Origin of the sequence: Falsiroseomonas frigidaquae (assembly GCF_012163145.1) — a bacterium.
GTDB classification, from domain to species: domain Bacteria; phylum Pseudomonadota; class Alphaproteobacteria; order Acetobacterales; family Acetobacteraceae; genus Falsiroseomonas; species Falsiroseomonas frigidaquae.
Genome location: NZ_JAAVTX010000001.1, coordinates 271813 through 284938 on the forward strand (window position 1 = coordinate 271813; position 13126 = coordinate 284938).

Genomic DNA, 13126 nt, shown 5'->3' on the forward strand with positions numbered 1-13126 from the left:
GTCAGCGGATGATGATGCCGGCCGCCGCCAGCGAGACCGCCGCCGCGGCCTTCGCCGCGGTCAGGGCACCGCCGGAGAGGCTGGAATCGTAGACCAGGTCGTCGGCCTTCACCTCCGCATCCCGGGTGATGGCGACGGCGGCCAGGTCGCCGCTGGCCGGCACGGTGACGGTGTCGTAGAGGATCGCGCCGGCCTCACGGTTTGCGGCGTTGAGGAACGGCGCCCATTTCAGGCTGCCAGCGGCGACCGTGATGTCGAAGCCGTCGCCCACGACGAAGTCGGTGCCCGCATCGGTGATCACGAACTTCACCTGCTCGGCGAAGGCGACGGTGCCGCCGGCGCCGCCGGTGATCGCGGCATCCGCGATGACATCGCCATCCGGGTCTTCCAGGCGGAAGGTGCCGCCATTTGTGGCGGCGGCGATGCAGCGCACCGTGTAGATGCCAGGCTTTGCGCCCGCCAGGACGGGCGTGGTGGCGTCCATGGTGATGGTGCCGTTGCCGGTGTTGCCGCCGGACCTCGCGGCCGCCGTGGCGGCGCCCACATCGATTTGTGCCAGCAGCGTGCCCGCCGCCAGAACGGCGAGGGCGCCGCTGCTCAGCAGCGTCACGGTGTCACGGGAGCGGGTGCGGTTGGCCTCGGACAGCAGGAATTCGCCGGCGCGCCGGCCTTCGGTCAGCGTGGTCATGGATCAGAACCCCTTCCACTTCTCGCCGAAGGCCTTCTGGCCCACGCGATCCCAGGATGCGGCCACCGCCGCCGCCGGCATGGTGCTGCCACCGCCCTGCGGCTTGCTGCCCAGCGTGCCGGCTCCGGCCGGGCGGGTGGCGCTCAGCTCCCCGCCCTGCTGCGCGGCCGCGGCGCGCTCCGCCAGCAGCGTCTCGCGCACATGCGCTTCGGTCGCGCCCTCGCGGATGAAGGTCGTGGCGCGCGCCGGCTGGCCGGCCAGCTCGCAAAGTGCGGCGATGCCGGCGGTACGGGCCTGCGCGGCGCGCTCCGCCTCCGCCCGGATCGCGGCGGCATCGGGTGCGGGCGGCTGCGTGCTGCCCTGGCCGCCTCCCTGGCTGCCCTGCGCGTTGGCGCCGGGCACAGTCTCGTCTTCCATTTTCGCTCCTTGGGTGTGGCGTTGCGCGGAGACACGGCCGCGCCCGGGTTGCGTCGCCAGCTCCGCCGCCAGGCGAAGGGCATCGGCATAGCTGCCGACCTGGTCGGCGAAGCGTGCCGCAACTGCGTTCTCGCCGAAGAACAGGCCCGCTTCGGATTTGCGCACGAGATCGGCCGTCAGCCCGGCGAAGGCGCGGTTGCGGGCCACCGTCTGCACGAACATGCCGTAGAGGCGATCGACCTCCGCCTGGATGCGCGCCTGGGCGGCATCGGTCAGCGGCGCATGGGGATTGGAATCCAGCTTGCGGGCGCCGGCGGCGATCCAGGTGTAGCGGTGGCCGCGCTGCTGATCCTCCGCGCTGCGATCCACATGCAGCGCGACCACACCGATGCTGCCGACGCCGCCCGTGGCCGGCAGAACGATGCGATCGGCCGCGCTGGCGAGGGCATAGGCGGCGGAGTAGGCCGAGGGCTGGACATAGGCGACAATCGGCTTGCCGCCGCGATGCCCGGCGATGCGCGTCGCCAGCTCCATGCAGCCGGCCGCCTCGCCGCCGGGGCTGTCGAAATCCAGCAGCAGCGACCGCACATCCGGATCGCGCAGCGCCTGCGCCATCTCGGCCTCGATCGACTGATAGCTGCGCAGTTCCGTGCAGTCCGGCGTGATCTGGCCGGCGCGCATCACCAGCACGCCCAGCAGCGGGATCACCGCCACGCCTTGCGCGGTGACATGATAGGGACGACGGTTTCGTCGCTGCCGTGCCGCCGCCTCATCCTCCTGGTCCATCGCCCGCGGCACCAGGTTCAGCGTGATGCCCGCGGCATCGCCGGAGACGCCAAGCCGCGCCCGCATCGGCACCATCATGGCGTCCAGCACCACGGGATCCATGAAGTGCGGCTGGTTGAAGATCCGGCCGGACAGCCGCGTCAGATCCGTCATGGCGTGTCGTCCTGTTGCGCCGGCTCGGGCGCGTCTTCCTGGTCATCCGGCGGATCCGGAACGGGCGGCGCGGCCTGGACCGGCGCCTTGTCGTTGAAGCTGCTGCCCAGCCCTTCCAGGCCCAGCTCGCGCTCCCGCCGGCGCTCCTCCGCGATCTCCCGGTCCACTTCCTCGGGATCGTCGCCCCGCGCCTCAACCACGCTGCTGCGGCTGCGGAAGCCGGCCTGCACCTCCTCCTTCGCGGCCCGCACATCCTTCGACGGGTCCACCCACTCCCAGCGCGGCGGGATCCAGGTGACGCGGCTGAGCTGCGGCATCAGCCGCACCGCATTCGCGGGCGTCAGCCCCTGGACGGCGCCGGCCAGGATGGCGGCGCGCAGCCACGCATTCATCACCGGGCGGCAGAGCTGGAAGACCAGCACGCGGTGCTGCAGCGATTCCATGCGGCGGCGGAAGTCGATCAGCGCCGCGCGGATGTTGCCGTAATTCGCCTTCACCATGTCGCCGGTCAGGCCGACATAGGGGATGCGCAGGCCGGAGGCGGCGCGCAGCAGATTGCGGTACTGAAAGGCCTCGTAGCTGCCGCCGACATCGGCCGGGGCGATCACCTGGATCTCCTCGCCGGGCTCACCATAAAGCTGCGTGCCCGGCGTCAGATCCTGCGAGGCCGTGCCGTTGCCCTCATCCTCCGCGCCTTCGGTGCTGGGGTCGAAGGCCCCGTTCATCTTGCGGAAGATGGCGAACAGCGCGGCGGTGCGCTTCCGATCCAGCTCCGCATCGTCATACAGGTCCAGCAGCCACAGCGGTACGATGGCAGGCGCCATTCGGGACAGGCCGCGGATCTGCCCTGCCTCCATCGGATCGATGACGTGCAGCACCTGGTCCGCCGGTACCCGCGTCTGCAGGTCGCTGCGCACGCCGCGGCGCGTCGCGCCGGCATCGTCTGGATGCAGCACGTAGAAGTGGTAGGCGACGCGCCGGCCGATCTGGTCGAACTCGATACCCTGCCGCACCTCATTGCCGTTCGGCAGCACGCGGCTGTCCGATTGCGGCAGCATCTCACTCGGCAGCACCTGGAGCTGCAGCGGCACTGAAAGGCCATCCTCGGGACGGCGCGCGCGCAGCCGCACAAAGCACTCATTGGCCTGGAACAGCTCATCCGCCACGCGCGCCTGCAGGCCGTAGAAATCCGTCAGCCCCTCGGCATCGGCCTCATCGGTCCAGCGCAACCACGCGGTGTTCAGCGCCTTCTTGCGGTTGGTCCGGCCGGTCAGGTTTTTCCAGCTCGGGGTGATGCCGGTACCCACCGCCTGCGCGGTGAAGAAATCCCTGCCATTGGCGGCATAGGCGTTGTTGCGCACCAGGAAGCGCGCGCGGGCCAGCACATCCCGCCCGCTGGCCTCGATCAGCGTGTTGAGATGCAGCTTCGGCGGCATGAAGTGCCGCAGCCGCTTGCCCCGCGCGCCGGCTTCCAGGCCCGGCGTGCCGATCGGGATCTGGTTCAGGCTCGCGCTCACAGGTGCTTCGCCCCCGGCGTGTAGACGCGCCGTATGCGCTGCCGCGTGGGCGTCGCCGCCTGCGCGATCATGTCATCCAGCAGCGCCTTCGATCGTTCCATCTCCGCCAGGGAACGGAACTCCGTGGTGCGGCCCATGTAGGTGCTGCGCAGCACGCCGCTGGCGATGCTCGCCACCAGCTCCGCCCGCCAGGCCAGCAGCTCTTCGAGGGTGGGCTCGGCCATGCTCAACCCATGTAGCTGGAGGGAACCGCGCGCCGCCGCGCGACGGTGCGGGCCATGACGGGCGGCGGCGGCAGGGCGGTGGCGGGCGGCGCCGGCCGGGGGGCCGTGGCGCTGGGCAAGGCAGGCAAGCGCACGGCCTCGGGCGGCGACTGCGTGGGCAGCGTGACCATGCTGTTGCTCTCCAGGGGGGCCGCCCAGGCGGGCGGACGGGTCCAATCGATCCGGTGCAGCCCGTGCAGGCGGGCAATCACCTCGCATCCGACCATCAGGTCGGTGGCCTCATTTCGTGCGCCGGGCGGGCTGGTCCACATGCCCGTCACCGGGTTGCGGGTCTCGACCGTCAGCTGCTCCACGAAGGGATGCGGCGGCCCGGTACGGGACAGCAGGCCCTTCGGCAGATGCACCGCGTTCGGCGCCGGCGGCAGCACCGCCAACTGCGCCGCCAGCGCGTCCTTCGCCATGTTCGCGCTGAACAGCAGCAGCGGGATCTGCCCGCCCGCGGTGGCCTTGCGGTCCTTCCGCTGGCTGTTCGGCCAGGTCACCAGCAGCCGCGCCGCACCACGCCGCGGATCGCCCTTGGTCGGGATCAGGCTGAAGGCGACCTTCGAGTCCACCTCGCCCAGGCGGCGGATGCCGCCCGCGCGCCAGCGCCGCAGCCATGCGGCGTAAGCCTGTTCCGTCACGCCGGGCTGGCCGAAGGCGTCGTAGCCGGCCGCCCGGATGCGCATGACGCGGCTCGTGCCATCGGCGATGGGAAAGGCCGTCTCGGCCAGCATCGCCAGCAACCCGTCCCAGCCCTCGGCGCTGGACGCCGGCTCGCCGGGGATGACCTGGTGCTGCACCACCGTGCTTTCGCCATGCGCGCCCCAGCCACGCACGAGCAGCTCCCACCGATTGCCCTGGGCATCGGCCCAGGCGGTCAGAAAGCGCACCCAGGGCGGCACCGTGCCCAGCCGGAGCCGATCATCTGCCCGCTCGACCAGTGCCGCCGCGTCCACGCTGCCGACGGCCTTGGCCATGTCCAGGGGCTCGCCCCAGCCCTTGACGACGATGGTGCGCAGCTCCTGCACATCGCCGCCGGCCGCCACCGCCCGTTCGGCCGCCACGCGGTTGCGGGCCAGCGCGCCAATGCCGCCCATGACGAAGGCCGACATCGCGCCGACAATCCAGAACCCGGCGATGCGGGAGGCGACAGGACGGCCGGCAATGCGGCCGTCTTCGTCCATCTCCTCCCCAGCGCGCAGCCAGCGGCCGCCGCGGTTCATGGCGTGGCGATGGCCATCCTCGATCAAGCAGCCATTCACCGGGCACAGCAGGCGGGCGGAGGATTCGATCTCCTCCAGCGGCGCCTGGTCGTCATAGTGGATGACCATGCGGCGTGTGGTGCCCGGATTGGGCGAGGAATGGGCCCCGCAATGCGGACAGGGCCACCACCAGGTGCGGCGATCGCTCTTGGCATAGAGCCGCATGATGCCGCGCTGGCGTTCCGGCGGCGTGCCGAGCGGCAAAGCCAGGTCGGGGTGCGAGATGGCCAGCAGCTTGCTGTCCGCACCGGCGGCCTGGCGGCGGAAGTTGAGCAGCTCCTCCGGGTCTCCGACGTTGGGATCGTAGGCGTCCCATTCATCCGCGATGATCTTCTGGACGTGCTTGTTGACCAGCGCCGAATGCGTGAAGGGCAGGAACTCCACGCGCCCGCCACGGAACCGCTTCATCGTGATGGAGTCGCGTCCCAGTCGGAGCGGCCCGATCAGCTTGTCATGCGCATCGAGCAAAGGCTCGATTCGGCCTTTGACGTAGGACGCAACTGCATCTTCCGTCTGCATGTACCAGAGCATGTCGGCCGGATCGGCCTCAATGGTCTGCAGCAACCAGGATTCGGCCGGACCTGCCGTCTTGCCGGAAGCCGCCGGCCCCACGATGGCGACGGTTTCAATGCCGTTCTCGGTCAGCGCCTCCATCGGTCCGCACGTGTAGGGCGCGGTGCCGTGATCCCAACGCTCCAGGTGTGCGCCGTTCGCAGCTTTGACCCACCGCTTCTGCTCCGCGTGATCGGCGACCGAAATCGGCGTGCGCGGCAGCCACCCATCGAGGCAGGCCAGCGCAAGCCGTGCCGGGTTGGCGTACGGGATTTCCTTCGGTGTGCTAGGCAGCCTCGTGCGTGTCTGCATCGAATTCGTCGGCCAGCGCGGCAAAGCGGCTCGACGCTGCCGCATGCATGCCGCGCATCACCTCCCGCATGTCGGCCTGCATCTCCCTGATGACCGGAGCCGGCAGATTGAACTTCCGTTCCCACTTCGCGGGCAGCGCCGGGAAGCGCGCTCGCGCGAGATCGACCATCTCCAGCAGGCACGCTTTCACCTGGCCCGCCTTGCACAGCTCGCCGCGCTGCACGCGGAGCGCATCGGATGCCTCTGCGATGCCGTAGAGGCGCTCAATGTCCTTCAGGCTTTGGCTGCTGCCATCCTGGTCCCCGCCTGCGAAGGGCAACGCAATCTGGCCGAGCATCTCCGAGAATTGGGCCTTGCCGGCTTCTTCCTCGGCACGCTTCTTTTTCATGAAGGCGACGCCGGCCATGGCGTCGATCTGCCAGGCTTGGCCGTTGGTGCCGCGCGAGATGACGGGAAAGTCGTCATAGCGGCGGATGATGCTGCGCATGGTGGGCAGCGAGCAGCCGAGCACCTCGGCCATCTGGTCGAGGTTGACGATGGGCCGGGACGCCAGAACCGGCGCGGCTTCGCCACCGCCGGCGACGGACGCCGCGTCGGGCGCGATGCCGGCCAGCGAGGGCGCGACGCGGGTCTCGCGCAGCCAGGCTTGCGCGGCGGCGATCGCCTCGCGCCCCTCGCCCTTCAGCGCGCGCTGCACCAGGCTTTGCCCGACCAGCGCGGTGGTCTTCGCACGCTCGGCTTGGATCTGCTGGCCAAATTCTGCCACCAGGTCGGCCTCGGCGATGCCGAGCGCGCCGGCGATCGCCGCGACCGGCACGCCATAGCCGGCGAGCGCCAGCGCCCGCTTGCGCAGATCCTCGGTCTCGGCAGGCGTGCGCGCGGTATCCGACAATGCCGCCTCCAGGATCAGGCCGCAGCCAGGGCGGCGCGGGCTGCCGCGACCTCGGCGAAGCTGCGGCCGTCGCCTTCCAGCATGGCCTGCTCGCCGGTGAAGGCCTGCCAGCGCAACACGGCGACATCGACATAGGCCGGGTTCAGCTCCACGGCGTGGCAGACGCGGCCCGTCATGGTCGCGGCGATCAGCGTGGTGCCGGAGCCGCTGAAAGGCTCGTAGATGGAATCGCCGGGCAGCGAATTGTTTTCGATCGGGCGACGCATGCACTCGATCGGCTTTTGCGTCCCGTGCCCGGTGTCGGACTTCAGGTGCTCGATGAACCAGACTGTCGATTGCTTGCGGCCACCCTGCCAAGCCCCGGTCTTGCCGTCGCGCACCGCGTAAGCTGCAACCTCATGCTCCGGCACAAAGGACCAGCTTTCATCAGCACCCTACTCGCACCGAGTAGAGGCAGGGCTCGTGCTGCGGGTGGTAATGCCCGCGCGAAAGCACATGGCGTGACTTCACCCAAACAATCTGCGCCCGAACCTGGAACCGACATGCACGCAGGCTATCCGCCACCACGTCTGCGAACAGGCCCGCATGCCAGATGTAGGCGACATTTCCCGGAAACAGCGCCCAGGCCTCGCGCCAGTCGGCTCTGTCGTCATTCAGCACAACGCCGGTGGCTCGGGCGCCAACCTTCCCCCCGTCCGCCCTCTCTGCGCGGTTACGCCAGGCCGGGTCATACTTCACACCATAGGGCGGATCCGTGACCATCAGATGCGGCTTAGCGCCATTCAGCGCCTTGGTGACCGTGACCGCGTCGGTGCAGTCGCCGCAGACAATGCGGCTCTTGCCGAGCAGCCAGACATCGCCCGGCAGGCTGGCCGGCACCGGCGGCGCCGGCGGCGCCTCGTCGGGATCCGTCCTGCCCGCAACCGGCTCGGCGGTCAGCGTGGCGAGGTCGGCGGCGCTGAAGCCGGAGACCGTCATGTCGAAGCCGAGGCTGCCAAGGTCGCGCAGCTCGCCCTTCAGCAGATCGTCATCCCAGCCCGCATTCAGCGCGATCTGGTTGTCGGCCAGGACGTAGGCGCGGCGCTGCTCATCGGTCCAGCCGCGCGCCACCATCACCGGCACGTCGGCGAGGTTCATCGCCTTCGCGGCCATGACGCGACCGTGGCCGGCGATGATGCCGCCGGTCTCGTCCACCAGCACCGGAACCGTCCAGCCCCATTGCTTGATGGAGGCGACCAGCTGCCGGATCTGCTCCGGCGAGTGCGTCCGCGCATTCTTTGCGTAGGGCACTAGCGAGGCGACAGACCTGCGCTCCACCTGATCGGCTGGCCATTGCACGTCGGGCATCGTGACGTCGGTCCTCGCGGAAACAGAAAACGAAACAGAAGCCATTGTTCTGATTGATATGTCCCGCCCGAGACCGGGGTCCGAATTACTCGCGGGGGCGGGGTCGGCGGGAAGGACCCGTGAGGGCGGCGGGGCCGGGTCAACGGGCGGCGCTGGCGCGGGCGAAGCCCTGGGCCGCGGCGGTGGCGAGGAGGCGGGGCAGCACCTCCTCCACCGTGCGGGAGCCGATGCCGACGAAGTCGAAGCGTGGCGTGTAGCTGTTCGGGTACTGGCGCACGAACGCCACGATCAGCAGCGGCGCGCCGCCGTACTCTTTGCCAACGCGGTAGATGCCGGGCGGCAGATGGGCCAGGCCGGGATGCGTGGCCTCGGTCCGGCCGACCGGGACGATGAAGTACGGCCGCTTCTCCGGCTCGTTCAGACCAGCCTTGCGGAGACGGTCCATCTGCTTTGTGTTGCGCCGCCATAGGACGTTGCCCGAGGGGTCCTGGCGCATCAGGTTCAGCACGGCAAGAAACCTGGTGCGCTCGCCGGCATCCATGTTGCCGTGCGCATCGAGCTTCGCCCACTTGCCGGGGACCGCCATGTAGCCCGGGCGGAAGCCGAGTTGCCGCTCATGCGCCTTCAGCAGCCGCTGCCCGCCGAGGATCTGCGGGCGCAGGTAGCGGCCGGCCGGGACGCCCTTCGGCGCGAAGTCCTTGAAGTGGACGTTGGCGACCGGCTTCTGCTTCGTCGCCGGCTCGACATACAGGCTGTTCATGGTCCAGCGCGTCGGGCGGTCGAAGGCGGCGGCCATGCCGGCGAGCTGCGCCGCCTTCACCTGCACCGCCGCCTTGGTCAGCGACGACACCACGGCGAAGGGCACCTGTTCCCGGCCCAGGCCGCCGAGGAAGCGGCCGAGACGCGGCAGGTCGTTGCGGGTGATGGTGATGCCGTCAGCCACTTTCGATCGGCCCTTCCAGCAGCTCCAGCTTGTCTACTGGCACCCAGACCGGCAGGACGGAGCCCTCGAACTCGACCCGTGCCAGTTTGGCGGCGTTGCTAAGCCGCGCGATCCGGCCGAGGCCACTCCACCCTAGCCCAGCATCAAGCCGCACCTGCGCGCCGACCGAGACCAGCACACGGACCGGGTCAGCCACGACGCCGCCGCGCTTCGTTTCCGCCCGCGCGTGGATGTCTTCGATCCGCCGGCCGATATCCGCGTGGATGCGGTCCACCAGGCGCGATGACACCGGCGAGGGTTGCCCGGAAGCGAGGCTCGATAGGATCGGGCGATCCGGCAGGCATGGCAGCCGCGCGATGGCGCCCCAGGGATCACGCTCCACGTCGAAATAGACGAACAGGTAGGAGCCGAACATTGGCCGCAACTCGCGCGCGCCCTTCGGCAGAGGGCAGGAGACGAGAGGCAGGAACGCCCTGAAGCCAAGTTGTTCGATTGCCAGCGCCGCTGTCTGGCCGAGGCGGTATTTCGCAGCCACCACATACCAGCGGGGTCCGCGCATGCTCCCGCGGTCCGATGGGTTTACCCCACGAACCGCGCCCGGCATTCCTGCCCGATTCCCGCCCGCGCCGTCAAGTCGGCTCATCGCCGCGATCCTCATGCTGCCCATGCGCCCATCACCTTCCGCACCCGCGCTTCTGCTGCAGCGAAGCGCGCCGCCTCTTCCGCCGTGTCGCGCCGGACGGGCGGGGTCGCGGCGCCTGCATCCCGCTCACGCTCCCGCTCCACCGCCTGGGCGAAGTAGGCGAGAGTTCGGATGTTTCCGGGCTGGTAGCTCGGCCGCTCCACCGCGCGGCGCACCGCCAGACGCACGCTTTCGGGCGTGCTGCCGGCATCCAGCCAGCCCTTCACCGGCAGGTAGTTGAATTGGAAGCGGGCGGTATTGAGCCGGGCCATCTCGACCAGCTCCGCCCCGAGCGAAACCCAATCCGCCTGTACGGACGCGCGACTAGTAGCTTCTTCAGTAATCTGAGTAGGAGACTCAGTAGTAGTACTGGCGCGCGTGGCCGGTTTCTCGGGTTGGGTTTCCTGGGTTTCCGGCGTGGCGGCGACGGGGCCGCCCGGCAGGGGCAGCAGCATCTCGGTCTGGCGGCGCCGCTGATACGCCTCCGGGCTTTCCCCGCGCCGCGGGCGGCCGCCTTTCGCGCCGTTGCGGCGCGCCACATCCGACCGCGACGCCGCCTCGACCAGCAGCGGCACGGCCAGCTTACCGTCGCCTGACGAAACCAGCAGCCCTTCGGCGCGGAGGGTTTCGAGATGGGTTTGCACTTCGGTTTCCGGTGCAGAAACCAGAAGCGAAACCCGCTGCGTTCCGTCGAAGGGCAGCACGCCCGGAACCGGCGACCGAACCGCTGCCTCCGCCACCAGCAGGAAGAGCATGCGCGCGGCGAGCGGCAGGGTGCGGAGGCGCGGGTCTTCCTGGACGGCGGCCAGCAGACGGGCGCAGAGGCAGCGGCGGGCCATGTCAGGCGGTTCCGGTTTTGGTTTCTTGGGTTTCTCGGCGCCGCTCGCGGAGGCTGATGACCGCAGCCGGCGCTCGCGGCGCTTCAGTCTCGGCCGCGGAAAGCGCATCCGCCCAGAGCAGGCGAAGCTGCATCGCGATGTCGTCGGTCATGCCTTCTTCTCGCAGGCGCCCCTTGACCGAAGACGTGTCAACGACCGCATCCATGCGATCCGCCACCGCAAGCAGCTGGTCGCGCGAAAGGCTTTCCCCGCCTGGCACACGGAACCCCGCAGAGATCATCGTGAGACTCCAGCGGGTAGGGTCCGGACCATCTCGGCGGTACAGGTTGTGGACGCCCCAGCGCCCGTGCGGCCGCGACAGCATCGCCATAACCGGCACTCCACCGTCCGCGGTCCGTATGATGATCTCGGCCGTCCGACGATCGCTCACGCCGCACGACTCCCAAGCGTCGAAATACTCACTTGCGCGTATCGCACCACGCGCCGCAGGCCGATCGCGGCCAGCACGCGGTCGCTGATTTCGCGCCGGGTCGCCAGCACGTCATTCACATGCTGCGCGGAGAGACCATGGGCCTCCGCCCAGGCCTTCTGGCCGCCGGCGGCGGTGCAAGCATCCTGCAGCAGCGCATAGACCTGCGCGGTGCGAAGCAGCTCCGTCGGCTCCGCCGGAGCGCCATTGTGGCCGATGCCTGCCATCAATCCGCCCCGCCCTCGCCGGGCCTCTCATCCGTGAACTCCGCCGTCGCGTCGTTGAACCGGACGCGCACCGGGCCGATCGGACCCTGACGTTGCTTGGCGACGATGATGGTGCCGCGGCCGTCTTCCCGCGCCACATCGGCTTCCCACAGCCGCACCCGCTCCTCGAAATCCGCCGCCTTCTCATTGCTGCGGCGCCGGGGCTCGTTGCGCGTCAGGTAGTAGTGCTGGCGGATCAGGAAGGCGACGACATCCGCATCCTGTTCCAGTGCGCCGGAATCGCGCAGGTCGGAGAGCTGCGGCGTCTTGTCTTCCCGCGCCTCCACCTGGCGGTTGAGCTGCGACAGCAGCAGCACCGGCACGCCGAGCTGCATGGCCAGGTCCTTCAGGCCGGCGGAGATCTCGCTGACCGAAGCCATCGCGGCGTTCGACTGCCGCATCGCGAGCGTGCTGGCGCGGAGCCGGCCGAGATAGTCCACCACGATCAGGCCGAGCCCGCCCGGTTCCCGCTGCATGCGCCTGGCGCGGGCGCGAATGCCGGGCACGGTGAACACGCCATCATCCCACACGATCGGCAGGCGGCCGATGCCGGCGCCCGCCATGGCGACGGCATCGATCTCCGGCGCCCCACGTTCCAGCGCGCGCCAGCGCCCATCCTCCGGATCCACCAGGCCGCCGGAGGTCAGGACCGAGAGCGGCACGCGCGCCTCCGCGGCCACGGCCCGTGCCATCACGGCCTCCGCCTTCATCTCCGCCGAGATGAACAGCACGCGGTGCCCCGCGCCGGCGGCCGAGAGCGAGATGCGAAGCGCCAGAGACGTCTTGCCCATCGAGGGCCGGGCGCCCAGCAGGATCAACTGGCCAGGGCGCATGCCGCCCGTCATGCGATCCAGGCCGCGAAAGCCCCAGGTGACGCCGGCCAGCGCGCCGCGCCGGTCCACCGCCGCCTCCACCTGGCGCATCAGCGAATCGCCGACGATGTGGCCGGGGCGGGCCGTGTCCGCGCTGCCGGAGGAAGCCAGGCGCAGCATGTCGCCATCCACTGCTTCCAGCACCGCCTCCGCCTTCATGTCGGAATCGGTGGAGCCGTAGGCGCGGTCGATTGCCTGCGCCGCGGCATTGATGATCTGGCGGCGCAACCAGGTGTCGCGGATGACGCGCGCATAGTCTGGCGCGTTGATGATGCCGACCATCGCGACCAGCAACTGCCTGAGATAGTCTGCACCGCCGACCGGATCCAGCACGCCGGAATTCTCGAACTCCGCACGCAGCGTCACCGCATCCGCGATGCCGCCGGCTTCGCAGCGGCGCTGGATGGCCGCGAAGATCGCCGCATGCACCGGGTCTGCGAAATGCTCCGGCGCCACGATTTCCGCCACGCGGTCATAGACCTTCGCGTTGGCCATGATGGCGCCGAGCAGGGATTGCTCCGCCGCCAGGTTGGCGGGCGGCTGGCGTTCGGAGATGCCGAACAAAGGGTCTGGGGCATCGGCTGTCATGTTGACAAGATCTCCTTCATTCGTTCCACCACGCCGGCCTCATCGCCAGCGCGCAGCTGCGCCAGCACCGGGCGGAACGGGTCCGCCGGCGCGTGCATCAGGAATGTCTCGGCATGGAAGGCATTGCCGCCTTCGGTCAGCTGCCGCAGCACGGCGAGCGCCGTGTAGCGCCGCGGGCAGTCCGGCACGGGCGCGGAAGCGCGGATCTCGGGGTGGCGGGCGGGATCGCTGCCGAGATCAAAGCGCGCCGCACATGCGGAACCTGCCACCCCTGC

At 69.7% G+C, this 13126-nt stretch carries 15 protein-coding genes; all 15 read right to left on the reverse strand.

The genetic code is table 11. The features are described from left to right. Position 1 precedes the first annotated feature (1 nt). Positions 2-688: a head decoration protein gene (locus tag HB662_RS01265; protein ID WP_168046337.1), complete on the reverse strand. Its 687-nt coding sequence runs from the start codon at positions 686-688 to the stop codon at positions 2-4. Between the two features lie 3 nt (positions 689-691). Next, on the reverse strand, positions 692-2044 hold the full coding sequence (locus HB662_RS01270; RefSeq protein ID WP_168046339.1) for a S49 family peptidase: 1353 nt from the start codon (positions 2042-2044) through the stop codon (positions 692-694). After that, positions 2041-3561: a phage portal protein gene (locus HB662_RS01275; RefSeq protein ID WP_342449417.1), complete on the reverse strand. Its 1521-nt coding sequence runs from the start codon at positions 3559-3561 to the stop codon at positions 2041-2043. The genes HB662_RS01270 and HB662_RS01275 overlap by 4 nt, the downstream gene beginning before the upstream one ends. Next, on the reverse strand, positions 3558-3785 hold the full coding sequence (locus HB662_RS01280) for a phage head-tail joining protein (protein WP_168046341.1): 228 nt from the start codon (positions 3783-3785) through the stop codon (positions 3558-3560). Before HB662_RS01280 ends, HB662_RS01275 begins: the two co-directional genes overlap by 4 nt. Positions 3786-3787: 2 nt before the next feature. After that, the gene (locus tag HB662_RS01285) at positions 3788-5998 is read right to left on the reverse strand and encodes a terminase gpA endonuclease subunit (protein WP_342449418.1); all 2211 of its coding nucleotides are present in this window, start codon (positions 5996-5998) and stop codon (positions 3788-3790) included. Continuing rightward, a complete protein-coding gene (locus tag HB662_RS01290; RefSeq protein WP_168046345.1) occupies positions 5928-6845 on the reverse strand; it encodes a terminase small subunit in 918 nt (305 codons plus the stop codon). The genes HB662_RS01285 and HB662_RS01290 overlap by 71 nt, the downstream gene beginning before the upstream one ends. Positions 6846-6859: 14 nt before the next feature. Then, complete coding sequence (locus HB662_RS28950) at positions 6860-7255, reverse strand: DNA methyltransferase (RefSeq protein WP_342449419.1); 396 nt, start codon at positions 7253-7255, stop codon at positions 6860-6862. Between the two features lie 16 nt (positions 7256-7271). Then, on the reverse strand, positions 7272-8192 hold the full coding sequence (locus tag HB662_RS01295) for a ParB N-terminal domain-containing protein (protein WP_245185370.1): 921 nt from the start codon (positions 8190-8192) through the stop codon (positions 7272-7274). A 139-nt stretch (positions 8193-8331) separates the two neighbouring features. Beyond that, complete coding sequence (locus HB662_RS01300; protein ID WP_168046347.1) at positions 8332-9135, reverse strand: hypothetical protein; 804 nt, start codon at positions 9133-9135, stop codon at positions 8332-8334. Beyond that, positions 9128-9694, reverse strand: a complete 567-nt coding sequence (locus tag HB662_RS01305) for a transcription termination/antitermination NusG family protein (RefSeq protein WP_168046349.1) — start codon at positions 9692-9694, stop codon at positions 9128-9130. The genes HB662_RS01300 and HB662_RS01305 overlap by 8 nt, the downstream gene beginning before the upstream one ends. Before the next feature lie 95 nt (positions 9695-9789). Then, positions 9790-10656 carry a hypothetical protein gene (locus tag HB662_RS01310; protein WP_168046351.1) on the reverse strand — a complete coding sequence of 289 codons (867 nt, stop codon included), beginning with the start codon at positions 10654-10656 and terminating at the stop codon, positions 9790-9792. 1 nt (position 10657) lies between these two features. Continuing rightward, positions 10658-11086 carry a hypothetical protein gene (locus HB662_RS01315; RefSeq protein WP_168046353.1) on the reverse strand — a complete coding sequence of 143 codons (429 nt, stop codon included), beginning with the start codon at positions 11084-11086 and terminating at the stop codon, positions 10658-10660. Next, positions 11083-11352 carry a helix-turn-helix domain-containing protein gene (locus HB662_RS01320; protein ID WP_209443059.1) on the reverse strand — a complete coding sequence of 90 codons (270 nt, stop codon included), beginning with the start codon at positions 11350-11352 and terminating at the stop codon, positions 11083-11085. The genes HB662_RS01315 and HB662_RS01320 overlap by 4 nt, the downstream gene beginning before the upstream one ends. Continuing rightward, a complete protein-coding gene (locus tag HB662_RS01325) occupies positions 11352-12851 on the reverse strand; it encodes a replicative DNA helicase (protein WP_168046355.1) in 1500 nt (499 codons plus the stop codon). Before HB662_RS01325 ends, HB662_RS01320 begins: the two co-directional genes overlap by 1 nt. Beyond that, complete coding sequence (locus HB662_RS01330) at positions 12848-13120, reverse strand: hypothetical protein (RefSeq protein WP_168046357.1); 273 nt, start codon at positions 13118-13120, stop codon at positions 12848-12850. The genes HB662_RS01325 and HB662_RS01330 overlap by 4 nt, the downstream gene beginning before the upstream one ends. Positions 13121-13126: the final 6 nt, after the last annotated feature.

Coding starts and splice junctions, on each gene's coding strand:
- HB662_RS01265 (WP_168046337.1), bottom strand. CDS start 688: ATGACCACGCTGACCGAAGGCCGGCGCGCCGGCGAATTCCTGCTGTCC.
- HB662_RS01270 (WP_168046339.1), bottom strand. CDS start 2,044: ATGACGGATCTGACGCGGCTGTCCGGCCGGATCTTCAACCAGCCGCAC.
- HB662_RS01280 (WP_168046341.1), bottom strand. CDS start 3,785: ATGGCCGAGCCCACCCTCGAAGAGCTGCTGGCCTGGCGGGCGGAGCTG.
- HB662_RS01285 (WP_342449418.1), bottom strand. CDS start 5,998: ATGCGGCAGCGTCGAGCCGCTTTGCCGCGCTGGCCGACGAATTCGATG.
- HB662_RS01295 (WP_245185370.1), bottom strand. CDS start 8,192: ATGCCCGACGTGCAATGGCCAGCCGATCAGGTGGAGCGCAGGTCTGTC.
- HB662_RS01305 (WP_168046349.1), bottom strand. CDS start 9,694: ATGCGCGGACCCCGCTGGTATGTGGTGGCTGCGAAATACCGCCTCGGC.
- HB662_RS01310 (WP_168046351.1), bottom strand. CDS start 10,656: ATGGCCCGCCGCTGCCTCTGCGCCCGTCTGCTGGCCGCCGTCCAGGAA.
- HB662_RS01320 (WP_209443059.1), bottom strand. CDS start 11,352: ATGGCAGGCATCGGCCACAATGGCGCTCCGGCGGAGCCGACGGAGCTG.
- HB662_RS01325 (WP_168046355.1), bottom strand. CDS start 12,851: ATGACAGCCGATGCCCCAGACCCTTTGTTCGGCATCTCCGAACGCCAG.